The sequence below is a fragment of the Paracoccus liaowanqingii genome, from assembly GCF_004683865.2.
In the GTDB taxonomy this organism is placed as follows: domain Bacteria; phylum Pseudomonadota; class Alphaproteobacteria; order Rhodobacterales; family Rhodobacteraceae; genus Paracoccus; species Paracoccus liaowanqingii.
Window position 1 is genome coordinate 31,999 of the sequence record NZ_CP040759.1, and the last position, 21,969, is coordinate 53,967.

A 21,969-nucleotide genomic window follows, 5' to 3' on the forward strand; every position below is an offset into this window, starting at 1 on the left:
CACTTACTGGGGAAGGATTGGGCAGCCGAAGCCGGCACGGGTCTTGGCGCCGAGACCTGCCATGTAGGCAAAGCGGACATCTTCCGGATGCCCTCGCATCGTAAGAGGAAGACTAAAGGCCGGCACGATCACCTTGCGGCCATTGGTTGCTTTGCGCAGATGAACCAGGCGCCGTGTGACGCCGACTGCCAGTGTCAGAGGATCAGCCGAGAAGCTGATGTCCATGTCCCTGCCGGCACGACGCTCGAGGCCGCGACGGAAGGCGGCATCGAAGTCGACACTCCCGAACTCCTCGATCCATTCAGTTTCAGGGTCCTTGCCCAACGGCTTGATCAGGATTGGACTCGCAAAAAAGACAGCCAATTCGGACACGCCGTCAGCAGGCAAACGCCCGAGGTGTCGACGAGCACCGGAGCAATCGATGACGTCACCATTGGAGGAGTGAACTTGGATCCACTCCGGCCTGATCTGCATCAGTCCACGGGCGATTATCTCGGACGGCGTTGAGATCGTCAGGCCAGTTATGGTTGAGAAGCCGTCTTCCCGCGCTACCCCACTCATCCCGAAGGTCCAAGGCTGCGCCTCAGGACCCACCATATCTTTGGAAGCGATCCCTGCCTTGTCCAGCGCAGCCACAATCGCAGCATTCATGCTGTCGCAGTACCGGACTCGCTGTGGCTTTTTATGAAGATCAATGAAGATGCGCATGGCCAACCTCCTTCTGTTTCATGGAAGCTGACAGAAAGGCTAACTATCATGCAAGAACTCTACCTGTCATAAAATCTGACATGAAAAGCAAACTTTTAGATGCAAGAGTTCTGGAGTACCTTGCTTATTGGGAGCGTCAGCTCACGGCAGGCAGGCTGGCAGCCATGATGTGTGTGGAGCGTCAGCACTCCCAGTCTCACATGATTACGCCCTACGAGACGCACCCCCTCACCCTTGGGAAGCTTGAGCGTCATAAGCGAGTGAAGCAGTTCCCTGCGCTGGCAGGAGACGGTTCCCTGCCAGCTTATACAGGCACAGCGCCCGCTGATGCGCTTCAGATCCTGACGGCGCTGGACTTTCTGACGGAAGGCCACCGCGACACTTACAGAGAGGGCTGGAGCAGCCAGGTAGGGCCTGCCGTTCCCCTTGAACGGGTGCCGGTACTGAATCAGCTTCATGCTTCACATGAGCCATTCAGAACACTGTTCTCCGCATGTGCACGCCGGGTAGCCGTAACCCTTCGCTACAGGTCTCGCACCTCTGAGGCGGTACATATGACGGTCAGTCCACACGCCCTCATTGACGGATACCAGCGACCCCATTTCAGATGCTACGTCGTTGAAGGTATGTCAGAGAATGCGATGCTCACGGGCCGGTACTTGCCTGGAATGAAAGGAAAGTACTGGTCAGATATTGTGCCCTATCGAGTTATCGAAGTGGAGGGTGAGCATCCGCAGAGTTATGTGGATGGCTGCGGGGACAGCAATTGGCATCAAAGAAGTCCATTGCTGTTCAAGCTAAGCGACTTGCTGACGCCGCCACTGCGCGATGCTGTGGTCCAGGACTACGAAGGCGCAGAAGGCTTTTACTATCCCTATTTGCTCATTCCCTCAGTTCGTGTAGCGCTTACCCCGTATGTACGAAGGTCGTTGCGCTGGCGTGTGTTCGACAACAGCCATCCTCAGGAGATGTTTGTCGAGGTTGAGGGCGAGGAGCGGGACAGCATCATTAAAACAGTGTTTGGGATGGGCGGTGAGTGATGGACTATGATCTCGGCGCCGATTGGAAGTGATTACCAGGAGATCCGGTCTGCTGCGCTCAGGCTGAAGATGACAGGGAAGCGAAATCAGCCCCTGGGAGACCTGCGCCAGCGGGTCGGAGAGGGGGCTGACTTCGCCTTCTCTTCGTTTGAATCACTCTCATTGTGAACCAGCGGATGAACCAGAAAGAGCGAACTCCGGCCAGTGAACTTCCTGTGTCGTAACGCACTGATAATCAAATTCAATTGTAGCTTGATCGATCCCACTATCACGGGATCCAGATCCTCTTTCCTTAGTTCGACCTGAACAACTCTGAACCATCTGAATTTTATTGATGAAAGTGCCGAAGCGGTAGCGGGGAATTGCAAGGTTTCGTATGCTGATACTCGAAACCTTGCGAATTTTCGGAGCTGTGATGAAGCCTCGTTTGCGCACTGAAGAGCAGGATGATCTCCTGCGTCCCCGCCTGACCGACATGATCGATCTGCGCCATGAACTGGCGAAACTTGCTGCGCTGATTGACTGGGAGTTCTTCGAGACCGAATGGGCGGGTTTCTTTCCGTCCCCGACAGGACGGCCGGCCACATCGCCGCGGCTGGTGGCGGGTCTGCTGTATCTTCAGCATGCCTATCGGCTGTCTGACGAGGCCGTCGTCGATCGTTGGGTCGAGAACCCTTACTACCAGCATTTCACCGGCGAGGTCTTCTTCCAGCACCGCCTGCCGATCGACCCGTCCTCCCTGACCCGGTGGCGCAAGCGGATCGGAGAGGAAGGAGCCGAGTGGCTGCTGACCAAGACGATCGAGGCCGGGCGGGCGTCAAGGACAGTCGATGACCGCAGCCTGTCGCGCATATCCGTCGATACCACGGTTATGGAAAAGAACATCGCCCACCCGACCGATGCGCGCTTGTATGAGACCGCACGTGGAAAGCTTGTCGCCCTCGCCAATGAAGGCGGGATCACGTTGCGGCAGAACTACAACCGCCTGGCCCCGCGCCTGGCGGTGCGGATTGGGCGCTACGCCCATGCCAGGCAGTTCAAACGCATGGGCAAGGCTCTGAAACAGCTGAAGGGATACACCGGTCGTGTCCTGCGGGATATTCGCCGGCAGTTGGACGGGATTGCGGAGGGGCCCTTCCGCGAACGGGTTCTGGACACTCTCGTGCTCGTCGGTCGTCTGCTGCATCAGTCCCCAAAAAGCCACGGCAAGATCTACGCCCTGCATGAGCCCGAGGTCGATTGCATCTCCAAGGGCAAGGCACGCAAGCGCTATGAGTTCGGCACCAAGGTCAGTCTGGCCACCACCATCGACGAGGGCTTTGTCGTGGGCATGCGTGCCCTGCCGGGCAATCCTTACGATGGCCACACCCTGCCCGAAGCGCTGGAGCAGGTTGCGATCCTGACCGGTCAGATCCCGGATCTGGCGGTCGTGGACCGCGGGTATCGCGGCCATGGGGTGTTGGAAACGAAGGTCCTGATCAGCGGCACCCGCCGCGGCCTGACGCAAAAGCTGAAAGCGCTGCTGAGGCGACGCAGCGCCATCGAGCCCGAGATCGGACATATGAAGACAGACGGACGCTTATCCCGCTGCCCGCTGAAGGGCACGTCCGGGGACGCCATCTTCGCCGTGCTCTGCGGCTGCGGCCATAACATCCGCAAGATCCTGGCCCACCTCAGGGCTTTGCTGGCCTTCATTCTCGCCGCTATCTTGCAAGTGATCAGGACAGAAAACGGCTATCTCGCTCATGGGCAGCGTTGTTCAGCCTGAACTCCTTAGCCATTTGTTCAAATCAATTGAGGGTAGCCCTGTCCTAAGAGTTGAACCATGTGCAGCGGGAGTTTTGGTTGCGACCCTTCGATTGCCGGGCAATTGAGCCGGTAATGGCCTTCAAGTCTTTCGGGGCTGCCATTTTTTGGCAAGCTTGAGGACATTGAGACGGAGCTCCTCAGCGTCCAGAGTATGTGGATCAAACGTTCCGTCTGCCCACTCCGCCAGCTCCTCATGTTCAGGATGGTTTGGGTCCTTAACTGCTTCAAGGAATTCTTCGTACCCCGGAGGCCCACCGACGTCTTCGGGTGGGCACCTGCCGGAGATGTGTCTCAGGCCGGGGTAGATCTCACCTGGAGCCAGTGGGGTGATCTTGCCGATCTGCAGCTTGTGCTCCCAGTTGTCCCCGAAGTCATAGATGTAACGGCCAGTGCGGACGCTGGTATCCTGGATCAATTGAGCCAGTGAGGTCTTGTTGGCAGGGAGATCATCACCACCGAAATCTGGATCTGGAACCCCCAGCTCACTCCACCAGCCTCGAACATGTAGCGATGCGAGTTGGTCCAGCCCATGGCGGCTTACAGGGTCAGGTGCAGGCGATCGAGGCAGATCGTGCTGGGCACTTGCAGGACCGCTCCAAGAAAATCCGGCTACATGCCGATGACGACTGCCACGTTCACAATGGCCAGCACGATGGTTATGTTTCTCAGCCACGTCATCCGCTTGATTGACAGATCAATGGTCTCTTGAAGCAGCCTGGACTGCTTTTTCAGGCTCATGATTACGGCCTCGTCTATGGTCTCTTTGTAGAGCGTCTGGACGTGGGCATTGGTCAGCTTGGCGATCTGTCCACGCTGCATGGCTTGGAACACATAGACCGGATCATCCAGTCTCGTGGGATCCAGATCCTTCACGCCGCTCTCATGATACTGCTCTGAACATGCTTCGCCGAACCAGGGCGCAGGCTTCACTGTGCTGACGCAGAGCCTCATCCCAGGTGCCGGACCTGGAACTTATCTCTGCCGGGTCATCAGCCTTGAAGGTCATAGTCTCGAACCAGGAAGGTGTCTTATCAAACCCGTGATTGTTGCCCATGAACCTGGTGGAAACTCTGGTATTACCAATGACGTCTTCTGCCACACAACGGTTGGCCCTTATGAACCAGGACCCCCACTCTGCCAGGTTGGCAGGGACGAGCTGACGGTTCTCATCGAGGATCATGAATCGGCGTTCCATGGATCGCTGATGACTCAGCTCCTGAACCAGATCAACCTATCTATGGGTGATGTCCTTCATGGTTCCGGTGATGGATTAGTGAGCAATCACCTGGGTGTTCACCCCCGAGGCGATAAGATCTAGTTGGGTCTGAGCCAGAGACGAAAAGCTTTCAGAATTTATTCCGGGTGCTGCCCGGCCCGTTAGGGCAAGGGCAGCACCCGGAATAATAATTGAGTTGGGCATGATCACGGTGTTGGGAGTATTCATAGCGGTAGGAAAGTTTTCATATCTTGAAGGTCTGCCGACATCCTCAATGACATCGAAGAATGACATTAATCAGGCAAGAGTAATATACCCGGGAGCCAGGAGGACGACCCCTTGATCTCTAACCTGGCTCCGTACTGTTATAGAACCCATGCAAATAGTTTCAACTATAGGTTTTGGTCTTGAACCATTGGAGCCAGTAAGACCCTCCCCGGGTGAAGTTCATTGCCCCCAAAATTGGATTGGAAATTCTCTCCGTAATCCCTCCGCTCTGAGCATGGAGAGGTGCGAGTTCGTCCATCCCATCAAGGTCTGCCAGATCAGGTACAGCCGATTGGGGGATTGAGATGGGCACTTTCAAAGTGGGAGTTGCAACTGGTTCAATGAACTCGAGCCTGCCCTTCATCTTGACGATGCTCGTCTTGGTTCTCCTCCCCTACGTACCCGAGGCCTTTGACGAACTTGATGGTCCCATCCAGGTGGCCTAGTAAGGGATAAGAACTGAGCAGGCCCGTAGCAGCCTCCAGAGCCACCGCTGATGGCAATGTTAGATTTTGGCTACCTTGGTATACAAACATGGCATGATGGCCTTCAGGGAGCCTGTCCGGGCCTCTCAGAGGTACTTGAGGAGAGAGGTGACCTTTCCACTGCCCCCCGGTCATCTGTGACCTCGATTGGCGACCTGGTCTGGATCCACAACTGAAGGGCTGCCTCCTCACTCTCCCCCAGCAGTTCCTGCAGGACCGATCGAAGCGCTGAGCCAGGGGCACCCAAAAAGATCTAAGCCAGTTGATCCAGAGCAGACCGCTTACCTAATGGTCCGAAATAGAGAGGGAACAAGGTTCCTTCATATGTTGGATTATAGAATCAAATTATTTTCCTCTCTTAAAAGAAGACCTTCAGGAGTCCTATCTTCGCAGAGCTTGCCTACGGCAGCTCTGCTCATCAGGACTCCTGAAGGTCTTTTAAAGATATCATTCAATGATATATATTTGTTATTTATAATATATATACCATATGCCATGTACCCAAAGGGTACATGGCATATGGTATATTAATCATCTATTAGTTATATATATCATATATACCCTATAATATACTGTTAGATACTGTTATACAGAAGAAGAGGCCCGGGGCATGCCCGGGCCTCTTCTTCTGTAATATGCATATATTATATATTAATATTAAGTGTGTTTAGCCCCCTACCCCCATTTATCATACAACTCTAGATAGAATGTCAAGAGAGAAAACGAAGAAGAGGCGAAGGTAGCGCAGTAGGGAAAACAGCTTGGTTACCTCCCACGTCATCCCTGTGGGCCCTCTTCCCCAGACACGGAACATCCCCCCCCCCCGCCCGACTTACCCTCAGACACTTTGAGGCCCTCGCCGCTCCCTGTCCCCTGGCTCCACACTCACCCGCACCTTCTCCAAGGTCCCCACTACAGGCATGATCATCCATACCGTTACCTCGAGCTCAGACATCACCAAGGCCCTCCTCCGCGCTTCAGCCTGCCGGGAAACTGCCATCAAGGGCATCAATGGGCTTCGTGGATGCCCTCTTCCGGAAACCTACCAAGCCTGCCCACCTTCACGCTGCCGAGTAACCCCTACCCATCCCCTGGTCCTCGGACCAAGGGCTCTCTCTTTCAGACACTTAAACACCAGAACGATAGAGCGCAGAGCCTCCCTCTCAATCCCCATACCGCAGGAGAAGCCCTCAGCTCGCCGCTGAGTGGGTATGGTGCTTCTAGATAACACTAGGTAGCCCTCAACCCTTACCACCTCTCAGAAGCGCTCTCTACGCCTCTGAGAGGCATGTTCACTTTTGCTCCGCTATTCACAAAGGGAGGGGGGTGCACATGCTGATAGGCACGTGTTGATGCTCTTGGTTCCCGTTTCAAAAACAGGGCAAAGGCGGTCTGGTCACTCTGGGATACTTCAGGCACCAAATTTTATTTGAATACCCAGCCCCTCTGTAGGCGTCTCACTATAGGCTGAATGTCCCCTTGGTGTCCTATAGCAAGCCTGAACCCTATCTTGATGTTCAGAGGCCAAGCCAAGTTCAGCAGGACCTGTGAGTATGCGTCTCTGCCGAGCCCTATACTGGACATTCAAAAGCTCGCTACCTGAAGACTAGGGGGTAATCGCCGTCCACCGTGCCACTGTCTGGCGGATGTTGCGCGGGCTCGGATTGACACACAAAAAAAGCCCTGCAGGCGCTTGAACAGAAGCGCCAGGATGTTGCCGGCCTGCGTCATATCTGGGTCGCGAGGCGCCAACCCTTCATGGCCAACCATCTGGAGCGGCTCGTTTTTCTTGATGAGACCGGGCTCAAGACCAACATGACCAAGACCACCGGCTGGTCGCCTTGCGGACAACGTTTCGTGGATCATGCGCCGTTTGGACATTGGCGGAGCCAGACCTTCATTGCAGCGCTGCGCCATGACCGGCTGGACGCGCCTTGGGTGATCGACGGGGCGATGAACGCTGAGATGTTCGAACTCTATATCAAAACCCAACTGGTCCCGACGCTCCGGGCCGGCGACGTCGTCATTCTGGACAACCTCTCCAGCCACAAGAGCCCTGCCGCAGCGGCTGCACTGCACAATATCGGCGCGTGGTTCTTGTTCCTGCCGCCATACAGCCCCGACCTCAATCCGATTGAAATGGCATTTGCCAAGCTCAAGGCTCTTGTCAGAAAAGCTGCCGCACGGACCTACGACCAGCTATGGGCCGCGGTCGGCCAAGTCTGCAACCTGTTCTCCGACGAGGAATGCTACAACTACTTCAAAGCCGCAGGATATGAGGTCGATTGAGTGCAACCGGCTCTAGAATGAAACCGAAGTTCATCATGCTCTCTTGAACGATCCAGAACCTTGCTGTTGTTCCTTCTGAGTTCGTTCAACCACGGAACAGTAGCCTTTTACTGATGTTCGAAGGCTGTTCATGCCAACTGAACCCCTGCTGAGTCACAGCCAAGGAAAGTTGGAGAGCTGACAATGCCAGATGTTGCCGGTTGAACCACGGTTGAACTCCCTCTTAAGGAGCTGAAGACGCTCTTAGTCACAGTAGACTTCGAGATGTTCTGGTTAGTTGATCAAATAAAACCAGAAGGGTGCTTCTTTAGCTTGGCCCAGGTGTCGCAGGCATTCGGATCACCAATGCTGAAGATGCGAACTGGTTCGGGGTTAACGGTTGATTCCCATTATTTTCTCCCTGCCAAGCCTGGGTGGCCGCCGCTGACGCGCGGCCACCCAGGCTTGGCCATGATTGAAAGGTTTAGCTGTGGCCCGAGTGGTTGTTGTCGAAGGGGGGGGGAAGTGATAGATTAGTATAGGTGAACGATTTCGCTCACCCCCCCCATGAGTATCGAGCTGGGCCGGCCCATGTCGAAGCAGCTTTGGTTTCGGTGATGATACCCGCTGCGATCAGGGTAGCCCGTGCCTTACGAAACCGCACCAGTGTCCATTCACTATCCGGCATCGCCAAGCGCATGTCATTTGCCACGATAAGTTCACCGCGATGATTGGACCGCCGTTGCAGGTTCAGGTAAAGCGCAATTGCATCTGCCCCCAGAGGCAGCACCTTGTCGATAGCTTTGAAGGGCAGCGTAAGCCGTTGGCCGGTGCCAACGTAGTATTCACCAGCTGCAATCCGGTCTTGTGTCCACTCCCAAACTGATTTGGCTGTGGCAACAATCTCACTGTCGAGAAAAGGTTGGCTTGTCCGGTCCAGCCGCTCGTCAGCAAAGGTACGGCCCACGTCCAGAAGGTCGTTCAAGCTGTCGCAGAACCGGGCTTGGCTGCGCAAGTAATCCCACAGAACCAGATTGCGGCTGCCGGGTGCAACCCGCTGTATCGCATTGCTCTGTTCCAACTTCTGCTTGGGAAAGGTGGGGATATTTGCAGCAGGCCGCAGCTTGTGCAAATCGTCCAGCCCGCCATGGATGAACTGATAGGCGCCCTTGCTACCCTTAGACGTATGCGCCGTCCCCGCCCCATTGATTTCTGCGGTTTCCCGACGCTGGCCGAGCGGCGAGTCTCGTTCTGAGCATTCAGATGGAGATGAAGATGGCGGATGGCGGCGACGGGTTTGACGGCTGCATCGAGGTTGTGCGGCGGACACGTGGATATCGGCGCTGGCCGGATAATGTGAAAGCGCGGATTGTGGCCGAGAGCTTTCAGCCGAGGGCGCGGGTGGCGGATGTGGCGCGTAGGCATGATCTGGCAGCGCATCAGCTTTCAGATTGGCGGCGTCAGGCGCGCAAGGGCCGTCTTGTCCTGCCCGCTGACGCCATGGCCGGTGTGGCGTCTGACGCTTTGCCAGCCTTTGTGCCGGTTTCGGTGGAGCCTGAGGATGTCGGTCTGTCTGCGGATCCCGAACGGACCGTCGGGGTCATCACGATCGAGATCGGCAACGATCTGGTGCTGCGGGTTCCAGGCGATGTTCCGGTAGAGCGGGCAGCAGCAGTGGCGCGCGCTTTGCGAGGATCGGCATGATTGTCGCGGGACAACGCCAGCCAATCCTGATCGCGACGCGGCCGGTGGACTTCCGCTGCGGCCATCGCGCCCTGGCGCTGATCGTGCAGACCGAGCTGAAGCTCGATCCGCATTCCGGGGTGACAATCGTGTTCCGTTCGAAACGCGGCGACAGGCTGAAGATTCTGGTTTGGGACGGAACAGGTCTGGTGATGGTTTACAAGGTTTTGGAGCAGGGCAGCTTTTCCTGGCCGAAGGTTCAGGACGGGACAATGCGGCTGTCGCGAGCCCAGCACGAGGCATTGTTCGAAGGTCTGGACTGGCGCCGGATCGTTGCGCAGCGGGTTGCTCCACCCATTGCAGCGGGGTGATTTACTCGGCTGTTGTAGCGTTGTTTTATTGGTCTTTCCTGTCCGGAAAGGCTATGAATCCGCATGTCGCAGCCCTTCGATCTCAGCCTGTTTCCAGACCTTCCGCCCGAGGTTGTGAAGGCGTTCGAGGCCGCGCAGTTCGAGCTGTCGGTGGAGCGTGCGGCGCGTCAGCATGAACAGGCGGTGGGGGCCGAGAAGGACGCCTTCATCACCGAACTGAAGGCCCTGATCGAAAAGCTGGAAGGCCAGGTCGGACAATACCGGCATGCGAAGTTCGGGCCGAAATCGGAAAAGCTGGACCCTGCACAGCTCGAGCTGGCGCTGGAGGATCTGGAAGCCGCCATCGCCGAAACCCAGGAACAGATTGCCGCGGTCGAGGCGAAGATCTCGGCCAGCGAGACCGATCCCGAGAAGAAGGTGCCGGGCAAGAAGCGCAAGGCGCGCTCCTTGCCGCAGCATCTACCACGCGTCGAGCGTGTCATCGAGCCAGACAGCATTGTCTGCCCTTGCGGCTGTGGCGACATGGTCCGGATCGGGGAGGACCGAACCGAGCGCCTGGATTACATCCCGGCACGCTATCAGGTGATCGTCTCCGTCCGCCCGAAATACGCCTGTCCCAAAGGGCGTACGGGCGTGGTTCAGGCGAGAGCTGCAGCGCATCTTCTGGAGGGCAGCTGGCCCACCGAGGCGCTCCTGGCGCAGATCGCGGTGTCCAAGCATTCCGAACACATGCCCCTCAACCGCCAGGCCGTGGTCATGGCGCGGCACGGTGTGCCGATCGACCGATCGGTCCTCGCCGACTGGATGGGTCGGACCGGTGCGTTGATCGCCCCGGTCGTGGACCGCATGGCGGTGCTGCTGAAACAGGGCAGCACCCGGCTCTATGTCGACGAAACCACCGCCCCCGTGCTGGACCCCGGGCGAGGCAAGACGAAGGCCGGTTATCTCTGGGCGGTGCTGCGCGATGACCGGGGCTGGAACGGCCCCGCACCGCCGGGGGTGGTGTTCCACTATCGCCCCGGCCGGAAGGGCGACTATGCCAATGAGATACTGACCGGCTTCAATGGCACGATCCAGGTTGACGCTTATGGCGCCTATACCCACCTGGCCACACCAAAGCGCACGGGCGGCGATCCCTTGCGGTTGGCTTTCTGCTGGGCCCATGGACGGCGCAAGCTGATCAAGGCCAAGCCGAAAAAGGGCTCGCCCATCGTCGACGAGGCGCTGGTGCGCATCGCAGCGCTCTACAAGGTCGAGGATGTCATCCGCGGGGCGGACCCCGTTCATCGCCGGGCGGTTCGCCTGGAATTGTCCTGCCCTCTGGTGGATCAGTTCTTCGCCTGGCTGGCCGCCCAGGCCGCACGCATCTCGCGCAAATCCGACCTCGGCGTCGCGCTCGCATACATGCTGAGGCGCCAGGACGGCTTCCGGCTTTTCCTCGAGGATGGCCATGTCGACATGGACTCCAACCTGGTCGAGAATGCCATCCGCAGCCCGGCCATGAACCGCCGCAACGCGCTTTTTGCCGGCCACGATGAGGGCGGCCGGTCGTGGGCGCGCTTCGCCAGCCTGATCGGATCCTGCAAGATGAACGGCGTCGAACCCTATGCCTACCTGCGTGATCTCTTCACCAGGCTCGCCAACGGCCATCTAGACAAGGACATCGATGCGTTGATGCCGTGGGCCTATGCCGCCACCCCCAGCCCCTCACAATGAGCTCATCCGGGAGTCCCCAGTGAGCTCATTCTGAGCACTCACGAAGGCCAAAGCGCCAGCCGGGCGCACCAAGAACCTGAACCGCAAGCGAAATCACGATGGGGCGGGAACGGCGCATACCCTTAGACGGAGGGGCAATGACAACGCCGCCACCTAGCAGATCAACCGGGATAGACGGATCTGGACGCACCGCCCGTGCCTCTCCATTGAAGCGATACCACGCATGGAAGTTGCCGGACCCAGATCGTACGATGATCGGGGTTTGCCCATGACGCTTCATCATGTCCCGCAAGAGGTTCTCGTCGGGGCTGTCGATATCGAGAACCGTAATTTTTGCGCGTTTGCCAGCCATGAAGGCGAAGGCATCGAGATCGGGGAACTTAAGCGCCAACTGCTGTGAGCTGGGGATGCCTAACTTTCTGTAGCCCACTGTCGCAGGCTTCTTTTGGTCGGCGGTGATACGAACTGGAAAGGTAGGAATATTGTATGATGCGTAGATGGGTTGATGTTCAGCGAAAATTCCCAAAGTCTTGATCCCTATGGGTGCCTTGGGGGATAAGCCTCTTGCCGAGAAAGGTATGTTATTCTAATCTCGGTCTTGTCTCATGAAGCGCCCCACCAAGGCCGTTTCGATTAGAAGCCCGTTCCTGTTTACCGCAGGGGCGGGCTTCGCTCATTTCAGGGCATGTGCCCTCGCTCGACAGTATCTCAACCCTTGGGTAACCCGCAAGCACAAGGCACAACCTGTAAGGTATCAACCATGCATATTGAATTTTGAGGGGTACCGATCGCAAGTACCGGTACCGTGCTTTGGTCAGCGTCTAGGCTCAGGACCAATGGACGATCTCGCTGTGCTGCCCGATGTTGAGCAGCAAGCGCTGTATGCTAAGCTGCCGGTGAGATCATGCCAGCATCAGGTAAACGGTCATGCAAGAGGCCAGACGATCAAGACAGGCCCGTCATCAACTTACGCTTACGCCTGAGCTTGTCGCTCGTTGCGGTTCCGCGATCCCTCAGGATCCTCATGATCGCTTCACTTTCACGTCTGAAGCAGACTTTGATGCCGCTTTGGAACACCATCTAAGTCTCGCGGAGGGGGCACCTCTCCAGATTTTTGCGTATGGATCACTGATCTGGAACCCTGGCTTTGAGGTGGCGGAGCGGACACCCGGTACAGCGCTCGGCTGGCGACGAGTGTTTGGCATTTCGGTGGAACGCGCCCGCGGCTCGCGTGAGAAGCCAGGATACATGCTGACCTTAGCTCCGGGAGGACGGTGCCGGGGCGTGCTTCTCAGGGTGGCCGAGAACGACCGGAGGGCAGCTCTCTCCGCCCTTGTGCGCCGGGAATACCCCTATCGCGAGTTCTTGCCTCAGACCCGCCGGATCCAAGTCGCTACGCGCGACGGGGTGACGCCCGCACTTGCCTTCTGGGCTGGGCGTTTTGCCCCTCTTGATGCTCTCGACCACACGGAAGAACAGATTGCTTTCAATCTCGCTCACGCCTGCGGCTTTCTGGGCTCAGGGGCAGAGTATCTTTACCGCACCGTCACCGGCCTCATCGACCATCAGATCCGTGATCCTTACCTCGATCGCATAGGGCGCATGGTTGCGGAGGAGATCAGCCGGTGGGAGCCTCCAACACCCTGATCCTCCAAGCTTAGAGTTGCTACGCCCCGGCTTACAGCCGCTGTGATCGGTCTTAGCCCTAGGGTTCGGTCCCACCAGTTAATAGGTCCTGACCCTTCTGTATTTGGCATCTGCTAACTTGCTGCAGATGTCCTGCATCAGTGAACGAAGCCAGTGGTGACCGCGATCAGCATCCATGCGCGGGTGCCAGAGAAGGGCGACCTGGATCAATTCGATTTGGATAGGCAGGGGAAACGCAATGAGCCCTTGGCGCAGGGACTGAGTGAAGCGGTCCGGGACCGTCGCGACAAGGTTCGCGCCCCGCACAAGGCCAAGGGCGGCAGCAAAGCCTCCCGCCACAGCTGCTGCCAGTCGCTTGCCTGAGCCGATATGCTCGTTCAGCCATTGATGAGCGGCGTGAAGGCCCTCGCAGACTTTCCTTAGGCACCGCAAGGAAGATCCGTACTGGGAAGGTTTGCTCATTGATCTTTGGCTAAGACGGGCTCCGTCGAGGCCTAATAGAACAAATAGTGAACATTACTTTGGTTGGTCAAGTGCGCATAAGGATTCGCTCATCAAGGTTGACAACTTGGGGTTGCTATTATCTGCTGGCCGTATTGGCTTGATGAAGTGTGACTATGAGCAATTTCGGATACAAATAATTGCAAATTATTCTTTCTCGAGAGTGAAGAGTTGTGTGCTTTAAGGGTGCAGGAATGAATAGTTCAGATGCGTTCGAACAATCTGATTGGCAGGGCCTCTCAGGCGCAGATCAAGACACCCTGCGCTTCTGGTTGCAAGCAACAATAGCTCTCCAGCCGCTTGCGAAGGCAGCTGGGGTCGACCAAAAAAGCAAAGGTTCCATGATTTCCCAAGGGCTGGCATTCGAGGATAATCATGAAATTTACGGCTACACCTTGAACCTCACGGATAGAGGATGGCTTGCGATTGAATGGCTAAACCGCAACGATATTAGTATTTCTCTCTCCGGGTCTTTTGAAGACCAACCCCAATCATCGGGACTTTCCATATAAAAAATCCGCCGTGGCGTTAACTTTTTATTAACAATCGCATCAAATAGAAATAATTTTAGCATGTCCCACACGCGGGACCGAAAACAAAGCCGAATTTTGGTCTCGCCCTGCACCCTTTTGAGGTTCTGAAAGTTCACGAAGCATTCTTGCAAGGATTGCTTCCAACAGTCGTGACCGGGTTCCCACCTCACATCTGCTTATTGGCGAAGCGCTGCCTCAGCCATGCCGGCAGTGAAACCGACAACTCGAGGTGGTCGAACCGACCATCTGTCGCCCTTTCGAGTACCTTCCGGATTGACTTGCCCTGCGAACCAAGTGCCTTGGTCGGCCAATTGGGTTTCGTGGCCTCCCAAGCAGTCAGATAGCCGTCTGCCCAGATGGGGATGAGCGGGATCTCGGTGGGGATCAGAGCCGCATCGCCCCCCGCCTGCATCTTTGAGACGGTGCCGTTGTAATGCAGCATAAGGAGTTCGACAAAGCGGGACAGCTTCTTGTCAGTCTTCAGGTTGGCCGCAACAAGATCGAGGAGAGGGCTGAGCCAGTCGGGGGGCGCTACGGAGAGCGGTGCGGTACAGACCCCCATGAGATAGCCATCAAGCCAGGGCTCGGTCAGCCCGGCCGGACGCAGTAGTCTTGCCAACTCGCCTTTCTTCTCGGCCGCGAAGGCTGGCGCCACGGACGATGATACGAAAGGCCCCTCCAGGTCCGGGCCAAACAGTCCGCCCTGGCCATTCCCCCGGTCGATCCAGACAATGATGGATTGGTCGCAGATGAATTTCATGACCGGGATCTTCTTCAGATCCCGCCCATGCATCAGCGCACTAGCAACGGCGATGAACGTGTCTGCGTCGTCCGCTCCGATTGCACTGAGCAGCAGCGCGTTGCGGGCGATGACGGCGGCCCAATGCGCGCGGCGGGCTTCCAGCACACTCCACATGCTTCGGGTCAGAGCAGTGTGGGATTTTGCGCTCTCCAGTCCGGCCACCGTCTCGTCACTGTCCTCGAACCAGATCGCTAGCATTGGATACTGGTCCACCCAATACTGGCTGGCGGTGATCAGCCGCCCACGGGCCTGTACTGGCAGGCCGGCAATACGACCATCGGGATCGGCCAACCCAAGGATCGCCTCAACCGAAGCGGAGAGAGGGCGTAACCCAACAAGGCTGCAGGACTGTACCACATCCACTAGCCCCGGTACGGGTGCCAAGCCCGCCTCCAGCCCCTCGGCCACTGCGAGGCCGATTGCCTGCGCCATGTACTTTGGAGAAACGTCAAAGGCCTCGATCTCATCGGTAATCCGGGCCATGATAGCGCGCTGCTCAGTAGCGCTGGCGCAGGGCAGGACGTAGGCATCCTTTACCCCGAACCCTTGTTTCAGCAGAACCAGGGCAACGCTGCGCGAACTTCCCGTCTGAACTGTCGCCGCCATGCTTTGTGTCCCGGAACCATCAACAAGACTGGCGACGACCCGATGCAACTTCCGCTTGGGCTTGCTGATGGCGCTTGCTATCCCCTTGCGCATGGCATCACGAACAAGCCCATCCAAGCGGTCGCGCACCACAGCATCTGTCAGCCAGCTTCGCAGGATCGTGAGCCGCGCCAGCACCTCTGCAGAAAGTTGCCCAGACGCTAGTCGGTTGAATAGGCCTTCCACCGCGCCGGAGCGGATCTCTGCACTGGCGTCGAGCAGCCAGCCACAACCAAGTTCGGCGTAGATTTCCGGCGGACGCCCCACGACGACCCGGACCAATGCCTCGCGTGCCCCGGGTGCCATGGTGGGGAACATCTCGGCAAACATCGAGTAGAGGGCCGAACTGCCGCCGTCCTCTTGGATCAGCGGGCCAACCAGGCTGTCGAGAAGGGAGCCGAAATCAGCTGGATCTTGGCTCTCCCTAACGACCTCGTTGAAAGCAACCTCCTGCAAGGCGAGACTTTCCGGCGGGGTCAGGCCGGCGAGCACCCATGCTCTCGATACTGCCAGACGGCCTCTGAACGTCAAAATGCCTGTTACGACTAGCATGCTCAGATGGGTTTCAAGGCTATCAATAAAGAGCTTACCCTGCTGCCGCCCGTTCTCGCGCGCCATTCTGGCTTCGTCCAAGGCGGCACCCAGCAGGTGACTCATACGCTCCTCTACATCCTCGACCGTGGAGATGCTGGCCAGTGCTCCCAGCAAGTCCGCCGCATCCGCAGGTACCCTCAGAAGCGCCCGCCCGAATGCCGTCAGCTTCTCCGCCTGCACCTTCGGATTAGTGTTCTGCGCAAGAGCGGTGATCATGGTCGTGACGGAGCTGGGCAGCATGGAGGTCCCGGAAAAACCAAAGGTAACCCACGTCGATCCTGCATCGACACAGGCTGCAGTGCAAGCAAAGGGAGTTCGCTTGAGTTGGGACGCCACCAATGCACCAGATCCCACACAGGTCGGGCAGTCCAAACCCTCCGTGCAAAATATTGCGGATTTCTCGTGGCCCAACCAATGATCAGGTCTTGTCCATCCGGCAATTGGCGCACCAGAGGCACCGAACGTTCAGAGCGAAGGCCTAGAAAAGCGCAGAAGGCGGCGAAATCTTCGAACCACCTGTGTTCTTGGGAGAACGACTGGACGATCATGGCAGCAGCGCCCGTGTTCATCCGATCCGCCTCGATGATCGCAGCTGCAGTTCGGTGAAAGAGTTGGTAGCGAAGATTCCGAGGCGGCTCTACGAGGGGTACAATGGATCGGGCCTCGACGCGCAAAAACTGGATCATTCCTGCGGCAGTCGTGGCCAGCAGAAGCCAGTTGAGAACTTCGAACCTGTCGCCAAGGGTCATCGAGAGAGCACAAGATGAGAGCGACGCAGCGGAGACAACCGTTCCAGCCAAGTCGAGCCGCAGGCCGCTTTGATGCTGGCGGTCCACAGGGACCCCCTGCAGGATCATAAGCAACGCTGTAGTTTGCCCTGCTTACCGTTATAAAAAAGTATTGGCCGTCTGACGCGGTTGTTCAGAGCCGACTCATTACCGTGCTCCGGTACAGGACGGTTCAACAGCTGTCAGTCGCCGCCGAAGAGGTCGCGGGTATAGACCTTGTCCTCGACACCCTTGAGGTCGTCGGTCAGCCGGTTCGCCACGATCAGCCCGGCACGCGCCTTGAAGGCCTCTAGGTCGGTGATCACCTCGGAGCCGTAGAACTGGGTTTCGTCCATGGCGGGCTCGTAGACGATGACCTCGACGCCCTTGGCCTTCAGCCGCTTCATGATGCCCTGCACGGCGGACTGGCGGAAATTGTCCGACCCGGCCTTCATCACCAGCCGATAGATCCCCACCACCTGCGGGCGCCGCGCCAGAATATGGTCGGCGATCACGTCCTTGCGGGTGCGGTTCGCCTCGACCACGGCGGCAATCAGGTTCTGGGGCACGTCGGCATAGTTGGCCAAGAGCTGCTTGCTGTCCTTGGGCAGGCAATAGCCGCCATAGCCGAAGGAGGGGTTGTTGTAATGCCCGCCGATACGGGGATCCAGGCCCACGCCCTCGATGATCTGGCGGCTGTCCAGCCCGCTGGTCAGGGCATAGCTGTCCAGCTCGTTGAAATAGGCGACGCGCAGGGCAAGATAGGTATTGGCGAACAGCTTGATCGCCTCGGCCTCGGTGGGGCCGGTCAGCAGGATCGGGACATCGTCGTCCAACGCGGCCTCGGCCAGCAGGTCGGCAAAGACGCGGCCGCGCGGGCTGTCCTCGCCCACCACGATGCGCGAGGGGTGCAGGTTGTCGTGCAGCGCACGGCCCTCGCGCAGGAATTCGGGGCTGAAGATCACCTGATCGGTGCCGAGCCGCGCCCGCACGTCCAGCGTGAAGCCCACGGGCACGGTCGATTTCACCACGATCACCGCCTGCGGGGCCAGCCGCATGACATCCGCGATCACCGCCTCGACGCTGGAGGTGTCGAAGCGGTTAGTGACAGGATCGTAGTTGGTGGGCGTGGCCACGATGACATGGTCGGCGCCCGCATAGGCGGTGGCGGGGTCGGTCGTGGCGGTCAGGTCCAGATCGCGGGTCGCCAGATGATGAGCGATGTCCGCGTCGATGATCGGGCAGAGGCGGTCGTTCAGCATGGCGACGCGGTCCGCGTCCACGTCCAGCGCCCGGACCGTGTTGCGCCCGGCCAGAAGGACCGCGTTCGACAGGCCCACATAGCCGATCCCGGCAATGGCAATATTACAAAATGCCAATTTCTTTTCCCTTACTATTATATTTTGTGGAATTTATGATTCCTTGCAGTATCCCTGTGAAAGCAGGGCCGTCAGTACCAGCCAATACATCAGCAGAATGCGGATGCATCTCCTGTACAGGAACCGCAGGATCCGGACCGGTTGTCCGACATCGCTGTGGTGGGCACGGGCGATGATGAACCCAGACAGGACAAAGAAGAATTCAACGGCGCCGTAGCCCCATCCGAAGCCTTGCCACGCAGTATCCCCGTCGTACAGACGCAGCGGCAGCATGAAATTGTTGGCGTGATAAAGGACAACCAAAACAGTGGCAGCCGCACGCCCGGCCTGCAGAACCTCCAGCCGTTCCGGTGCCGGCCGAGACACTTTCACGGCGCTGGCCTGAACCGCTCGTAGAGCGCTTCCAGACGGCGACGCGCAGTCTGCGGGTGGAACTGATCGTACGCCGAGGCGACTGCGCCAGCACTCAGTTCCTCGTAAAGCGCTCGATCGTCCCAGCTGCCTGCCAAGCGCTCGAATAGCGCCGCTGACAGAGAGGCGGTCGCAGCCTCATAGGCTTCGAGGTATCCCGGATCCTGCTGCCGGTAAAGCCAAGACCATTTGCCGACAATCCGGTCATTGTCGAACGGCAGCAGGTGGCCATTTCGGCCCGTCTGGATAATTTCGGGCAGGACGCAGGTATTCGTGGCGATAACCGGCGTACCGGATGCAAGCGCCTCGATCGAGACAAAACCGAACGTGTCGTGGAAGGTCGGGAAGATGAGGTAATCCGCCGCATCCATGAGGTCATACACTGCTTTCGGTGGCAGACTGACATAATGCGTGACCCCCTCCTGATCCAGATCATGCAGCGCGGCGTCAACATAGGCGTGGTCTGGCGGCCCGACATAGTCGTGAGGTGTCCAGGCGAGGGAGGAGACGACCGTCGTCTGCACTGGCACGCCCGCCCGGCGCAGCTTGCGATGTGCCCGCAGCAGGACCGGCCCCCCTTTCGCATGAAATCCCGCCCGACGAAGAGCAGCTTCAGGGGGCCCTTGCGCGATTTCGGCCGGTTCGTGCGGGGCGCGACTGCGGGATAAACCAATTCGGTTTTTTCAAGAAGCCGCGGCAGGTCCGGGAAATCGCGGTGCTGCTGCCTGAACTGACGCAGGGCATATTCTGAAATCGCGATGATGCCGCGGCAGCGTGCCGACAGCAGGTCGTTGCGCAGCCGCCGTTCAAGCCAGCCGATCCGGCGGTCGTCCGGCATCCTCGGCAGGTAATCCTCGAAGGTGACGACGTAGGGTCTGCGCGTTAGCCGGGGGATGGCATTCCAGGCGTGGATCGCTTCGAACCCCGGCTCAGGCAGGAAGGAGATCGAGTCCGCCCAAGACAGATACCGGTTGAGCGGCGTCATCGCCCGCTCGACGAAGCGGGCGTTGCTCTGGCCCAAGGCAATGGTGAAATAGACATGATAGCTGTGGCCCGTGCGAATCCGGATTGGCGCTGCCAACGGCTGTGGCGCACCCATGTCCGGCTGCGGCCGCAGACCAGGAGGCTGGTCCTGAGGTGGCGGAATCAGCACGGGCATCTGCGTGCCTTGCACAGTCATGCCGCAGACCTCGACGAGAAGCTGACGCGTGCAAACTCGTCAAAGATATCATCGATCGACATGGTTAGACGCCAATCGGGATAGTCCGTCCGGAACCGGGTCAGGTCGGTGTAATAAACGACATGATCGCCGATCCGGTTCTGGTCACTGAGGGTCCAGGTCAGAGTGCGTCCGGAAAGCTGACCAATCCTGTCGATCGACTCTAGAATAGACACGCTGTTCGCCTTGCCGCCGCCTAGGTTGTAGACAGCCCCTGCCCGCGGCGCGGCGATGAAAGCGTCAAAGGCGGCGATGACATCCCGGCTGTGAATCTGGTCGCGGACCTGCTTGCCCTTGTATCCGAAGATGGTGTAAGGGCGATCTTCGGCAGCTGCCTTGAAGATGTAGGACAGATAACCGTGCAGCTGGGCGCCGGAGTGCCCTGCGCCAGTCAAGCACCCGCCGCGGAAGCAGACGGTGTTCATCCCGAAATAGCGCCCATACTCCTGCACCATGACATCGGCTGCCACCTTGCTGGCTCCGAAGAGGCTGTGCTTGGTTTGGTCAATCGGGAAAGTCTCCGCAATTCCTTTGGCATGATGCGGGTCGTTGAAGTCGAACCTAGTGTCGTGCTCGACCAGCGAGATAAAATTCGGGCCATCGCCGTAGACCTTATTGGTGCTGGTGAAGAGGAAGGGCGCTTCAGTGGCGTAGCGTCGCGTGGCCTCTAGGAGGTTTAGCGTGCCCACCGCATTGACTTCGAAATCGTCGAAGGGAATTGTCGCCGCAAGATCATGGCTGGGTTGAGCTGCACAGTGGATTACTGTATCGGGTCGAACCTCTGCGAAGAGATCGAGAACTGCGCGGCGGTCGCGGATGTCGATAGACGCGTGGCGATAGGCAGAGCAGTCCCGCTGCAGTCGGTCGCGCTGCCAAGCCGTGTCGCCATCGCTGCCGAAAAACACTCGGCGCATGTTGTTGTCGACGCCGATGACATTCCAGCCTTGGCGGTCGTAGTGCCGCACCGCTTCCGAGCCGATCAGGCCCGCGCTGCCGGTCACGATCATGCGTTTCATGGTTTGTCCTCTGTTCAAGAAGTGCGCGCTGCCCATTGCCGGGCCAGTGCAAAGAGAAAGATCGAATTGGTCACGGCGTACCGGCCAAACAGCCGCCTCGGCTCCTGGCTCAGGCGGAACAGCCACTCTAGCGCGTGATCCTGCATCCATTGAGGTGCCTGCCGCTTATGGCCAGCATGAAAATCGAAGGCCGCACCCACGCAAACCTGGGGCAAGCCGATGATGTCGCGGTGATCAAAGGCGAAGAGTTCCTGCCGTGGGCACCCCAAGCCGATGAAGACGATACCTGCGCCACTGTCGCGCACCCGCTGCGCAAGGGTCGCGCTTTCATCAGCTTGGAGCGGGCGAAATAGGGACGGCTCCGCCCCTGCCACCCGCAGCTTAGGAATCTTGGCGACCAATGCTTGGCTAAGCGCAGTGACGACCTCCCCGGTCGAACCATAGAGGAAGACCGGGATGTCCTGCGTAGCCGCAGCCTCGCAGATCCTTAGCATCAGCGTGGGGCCATAGACGCGGTCCGTTAAACCTGCACGATAAAGCAAGTTCAGTGCCATGCGAACCGGTTGGCCATCCGGTGTGACGATGTCGAACCGCTCGATCACTTGCCCCATTTCTGCCTTAGTCCGTGCCTCGACCACGCCATGAACCGCTAGGGCCGTAACAAGATATGGTTGCGATTGCCGTGCCGCGGCGATTACGCAATCTGCGGCGCGGTCATAGTCGACTACCGAGATGGGCACCCCGACAACCTTCCGGCGCGGCGGGGGCGTGGCTGAGGCTGCTTGCGCTGTTGTCATGGTTGTCTTTCACATCGGCAGGTTAGCTGGTTGTCGAAACCGAGATTGCCAAGGATCCTAGCAATATCCGCGATGCCCATTCGGGCTGCTGCCAA

General features: G+C 58.2%; 21 protein-coding genes. 9 read left to right on the top strand and 12 right to left on the bottom strand.

Annotation, left to right across the window (positions count from 1 at the left end; translation table 11 throughout):
• Positions 1–3: 3 nt before the first annotated feature.
• Entirely contained in the window at positions 4–708 is a 705-nt protein-coding gene (locus E4191_RS16610) for a CRISPR-associated endoribonuclease Cas6 (RefSeq protein WP_139615609.1), read from the bottom strand.
• A gap of 80 nt (positions 709–788) precedes the next feature.
• Here E4191_RS16610 and E4191_RS16615 point away from each other — a divergent pair, with 80 nt between their 5' ends.
• Positions 789–1,748: a WYL domain-containing protein gene (locus tag E4191_RS16615; RefSeq protein ID WP_139615610.1), complete on the top strand. Its 960-nt coding sequence runs from the start codon at positions 789–791 to the stop codon at positions 1,746–1,748.
• A 415-nt stretch (positions 1,749–2,163) separates the two neighbouring features.
• Complete coding sequence (locus E4191_RS16620) at positions 2,164–3,516, top strand: IS5 family transposase (protein WP_139615611.1); 1,353 nt, start codon at positions 2,164–2,166, stop codon at positions 3,514–3,516.
• A gap of 120 nt (positions 3,517–3,636) precedes the next feature.
• On the opposite strand, the gene E4191_RS24595 is transcribed toward E4191_RS16620, so the two are convergent.
• Together E4191_RS24595 and E4191_RS16630 are read right to left on the bottom strand one after the other, a co-directional pair.
• Positions 3,637–4,230, bottom strand: a complete 594-nt coding sequence (locus E4191_RS24595) for a plasmid pRiA4b ORF-3 family protein (RefSeq protein WP_139615612.1) — start codon at positions 4,228–4,230, stop codon at positions 3,637–3,639.
• Entirely contained in the window at positions 4,167–4,430 is a 264-nt protein-coding gene (locus E4191_RS16630; RefSeq protein WP_176562773.1) for a hypothetical protein, read from the bottom strand. Before E4191_RS16630 ends, E4191_RS24595 begins: the two co-directional genes overlap by 64 nt.
• Before the next feature lie 2,778 nt (positions 4,431–7,208).
• Between E4191_RS16630 and E4191_RS16635 the strand changes: the two genes are divergently transcribed.
• Complete coding sequence (locus E4191_RS16635) at positions 7,209–7,814, top strand: IS630 family transposase (RefSeq protein ID WP_139615614.1); 606 nt, start codon at positions 7,209–7,211, stop codon at positions 7,812–7,814.
• A 535-nt stretch (positions 7,815–8,349) separates the two neighbouring features.
• Here E4191_RS16635 and E4191_RS16640 read toward each other — a convergent pair.
• Positions 8,350–8,925, bottom strand: a complete 576-nt coding sequence (locus tag E4191_RS16640; protein ID WP_176562774.1) for a primase C-terminal domain-containing protein — start codon at positions 8,923–8,925, stop codon at positions 8,350–8,352.
• Positions 8,926–9,068: 143 nt separating this feature from the next.
• Here E4191_RS16640 and tnpA point away from each other — a divergent pair, with 143 nt between their 5' ends.
• The 3 genes from tnpA (at position 9,069) to tnpC (ending at position 11,563) form a co-directional block, all read left to right on the top strand.
• Entirely contained in the window at positions 9,069–9,497 is a 429-nt protein-coding gene (gene tnpA, locus E4191_RS16645) for an IS66-like element accessory protein TnpA (protein WP_139615515.1), read from the top strand.
• The gene (tnpB, locus tag E4191_RS16650; RefSeq protein WP_139615503.1) at positions 9,494–9,847 is read left to right on the top strand and encodes an IS66 family insertion sequence element accessory protein TnpB; all 354 of its coding nucleotides are present in this window, start codon (positions 9,494–9,496) and stop codon (positions 9,845–9,847) included. Before tnpA ends, tnpB begins: the two co-directional genes overlap by 4 nt.
• Before the next feature lie 63 nt (positions 9,848–9,910).
• Complete coding sequence (gene tnpC / locus E4191_RS16655; RefSeq protein ID WP_139615504.1) at positions 9,911–11,563, top strand: IS66 family transposase; 1,653 nt, start codon at positions 9,911–9,913, stop codon at positions 11,561–11,563.
• A gap of 25 nt (positions 11,564–11,588) precedes the next feature.
• On the opposite strand, the gene E4191_RS16660 is transcribed toward tnpC, so the two are convergent.
• Positions 11,589–12,089: a bifunctional DNA primase/polymerase gene (locus E4191_RS16660; protein WP_176562775.1), complete on the bottom strand. Its 501-nt coding sequence runs from the start codon at positions 12,087–12,089 to the stop codon at positions 11,589–11,591.
• A 401-nt stretch (positions 12,090–12,490) separates the two neighbouring features.
• On the opposite strand from E4191_RS16660, the gene E4191_RS16665 reads away from it, so the two are divergent.
• From E4191_RS16665 to E4191_RS16675, 3 genes are all read left to right on the top strand, one after another.
• Positions 12,491–13,210 (top strand): gamma-glutamylcyclotransferase, encoded by a 720-nt coding sequence (locus E4191_RS16665; RefSeq protein ID WP_139615617.1) that lies wholly within the window; start codon positions 12,491–12,493, stop codon positions 13,208–13,210.
• A 156-nt stretch (positions 13,211–13,366) separates the two neighbouring features.
• Positions 13,367–13,573: a hypothetical protein gene (locus tag E4191_RS16670; protein WP_139615618.1), complete on the top strand. Its 207-nt coding sequence runs from the start codon at positions 13,367–13,369 to the stop codon at positions 13,571–13,573.
• A gap of 332 nt (positions 13,574–13,905) precedes the next feature.
• Complete coding sequence (locus tag E4191_RS16675; RefSeq protein WP_139615619.1) at positions 13,906–14,223, top strand: hypothetical protein; 318 nt, start codon at positions 13,906–13,908, stop codon at positions 14,221–14,223.
• 187 nt (positions 14,224–14,410) lie between these two features.
• On the opposite strand, the gene E4191_RS16680 is transcribed toward E4191_RS16675, so the two are convergent.
• From E4191_RS16680 to E4191_RS16705, 7 genes are all read right to left on the bottom strand, one after another.
• On the bottom strand, positions 14,411–16,525 hold the full coding sequence (locus E4191_RS16680) for a UPF0149 family protein (RefSeq protein ID WP_139615620.1): 2,115 nt from the start codon (positions 16,523–16,525) through the stop codon (positions 14,411–14,413).
• Positions 16,498–17,142: a DUF6946 family protein gene (locus E4191_RS24875; RefSeq protein ID WP_407947083.1), complete on the bottom strand. Its 645-nt coding sequence runs from the start codon at positions 17,140–17,142 to the stop codon at positions 16,498–16,500. The genes E4191_RS16680 and E4191_RS24875 overlap by 28 nt, the downstream gene beginning before the upstream one ends.
• Positions 17,143–17,255: 113 nt before the next feature.
• Complete coding sequence (locus tag E4191_RS16685) at positions 17,256–18,431, bottom strand: nucleotide sugar dehydrogenase (protein ID WP_228461795.1); 1,176 nt, start codon at positions 18,429–18,431, stop codon at positions 17,256–17,258.
• A gap of 33 nt (positions 18,432–18,464) precedes the next feature.
• Positions 18,465–18,803 carry an acyltransferase family protein gene (locus tag E4191_RS16690; protein ID WP_139615621.1) on the bottom strand — a complete coding sequence of 113 codons (339 nt, stop codon included), beginning with the start codon at positions 18,801–18,803 and terminating at the stop codon, positions 18,465–18,467.
• Positions 18,800–19,372 (bottom strand): glycosyltransferase, encoded by a 573-nt coding sequence (locus tag E4191_RS24245; protein WP_331459648.1) that lies wholly within the window; start codon positions 19,370–19,372, stop codon positions 18,800–18,802. The genes E4191_RS16690 and E4191_RS24245 overlap by 4 nt, the downstream gene beginning before the upstream one ends.
• A gap of 646 nt (positions 19,373–20,018) precedes the next feature.
• Entirely contained in the window at positions 20,019–21,077 is a 1,059-nt protein-coding gene (locus tag E4191_RS16700) for an NAD-dependent epimerase/dehydratase family protein (RefSeq protein ID WP_139615622.1), read from the bottom strand.
• 14 nt (positions 21,078–21,091) lie between these two features.
• Positions 21,092–21,817 carry a WecB/TagA/CpsF family glycosyltransferase gene (locus E4191_RS16705; RefSeq protein WP_228461796.1) on the bottom strand — a complete coding sequence of 242 codons (726 nt, stop codon included), beginning with the start codon at positions 21,815–21,817 and terminating at the stop codon, positions 21,092–21,094.
• Positions 21,818–21,969 lie beyond the last annotated feature (152 nt).

Bases quoted from the DNA above. Each gene is read 5' to 3' on its own strand.
- E4191_RS16610 (WP_139615609.1), bottom strand. From the start codon at position 708: ATGCGCATCTTCATTGATCTTCATAAAAAGCCACAGCGAGTCCGGTAC.
- E4191_RS16615 (WP_139615610.1), top strand. From the start codon at position 789: ATGAAAAGCAAACTTTTAGATGCAAGAGTTCTGGAGTACCTTGCTTAT.
- E4191_RS16620 (WP_139615611.1), top strand. From the start codon at position 2,164: ATGAAGCCTCGTTTGCGCACTGAAGAGCAGGATGATCTCCTGCGTCCC.
- tnpA (WP_139615515.1), top strand. From the start codon at position 9,069: ATGGCGGATGGCGGCGACGGGTTTGACGGCTGCATCGAGGTTGTGCGG.
- tnpB (WP_139615503.1), top strand. From the start codon at position 9,494: ATGATTGTCGCGGGACAACGCCAGCCAATCCTGATCGCGACGCGGCCG.
- tnpC (WP_139615504.1), top strand. From the start codon at position 9,911: ATGTCGCAGCCCTTCGATCTCAGCCTGTTTCCAGACCTTCCGCCCGAG.
- E4191_RS16665 (WP_139615617.1), top strand. From the start codon at position 12,491: ATGCAAGAGGCCAGACGATCAAGACAGGCCCGTCATCAACTTACGCTT.
- E4191_RS16675 (WP_139615619.1), top strand. From the start codon at position 13,906: ATGAATAGTTCAGATGCGTTCGAACAATCTGATTGGCAGGGCCTCTCA.
- E4191_RS16680 (WP_139615620.1), bottom strand. From the start codon at position 16,525: ATGCTGCCCAGCTCCGTCACGACCATGATCACCGCTCTTGCGCAGAAC.
- E4191_RS24875 (WP_407947083.1), bottom strand. From the start codon at position 17,142: ATGATCCTGCAGGGGGTCCCTGTGGACCGCCAGCATCAAAGCGGCCTG.
- E4191_RS16700 (WP_139615622.1), bottom strand. From the start codon at position 21,077: ATGAAACGCATGATCGTGACCGGCAGCGCGGGCCTGATCGGCTCGGAA.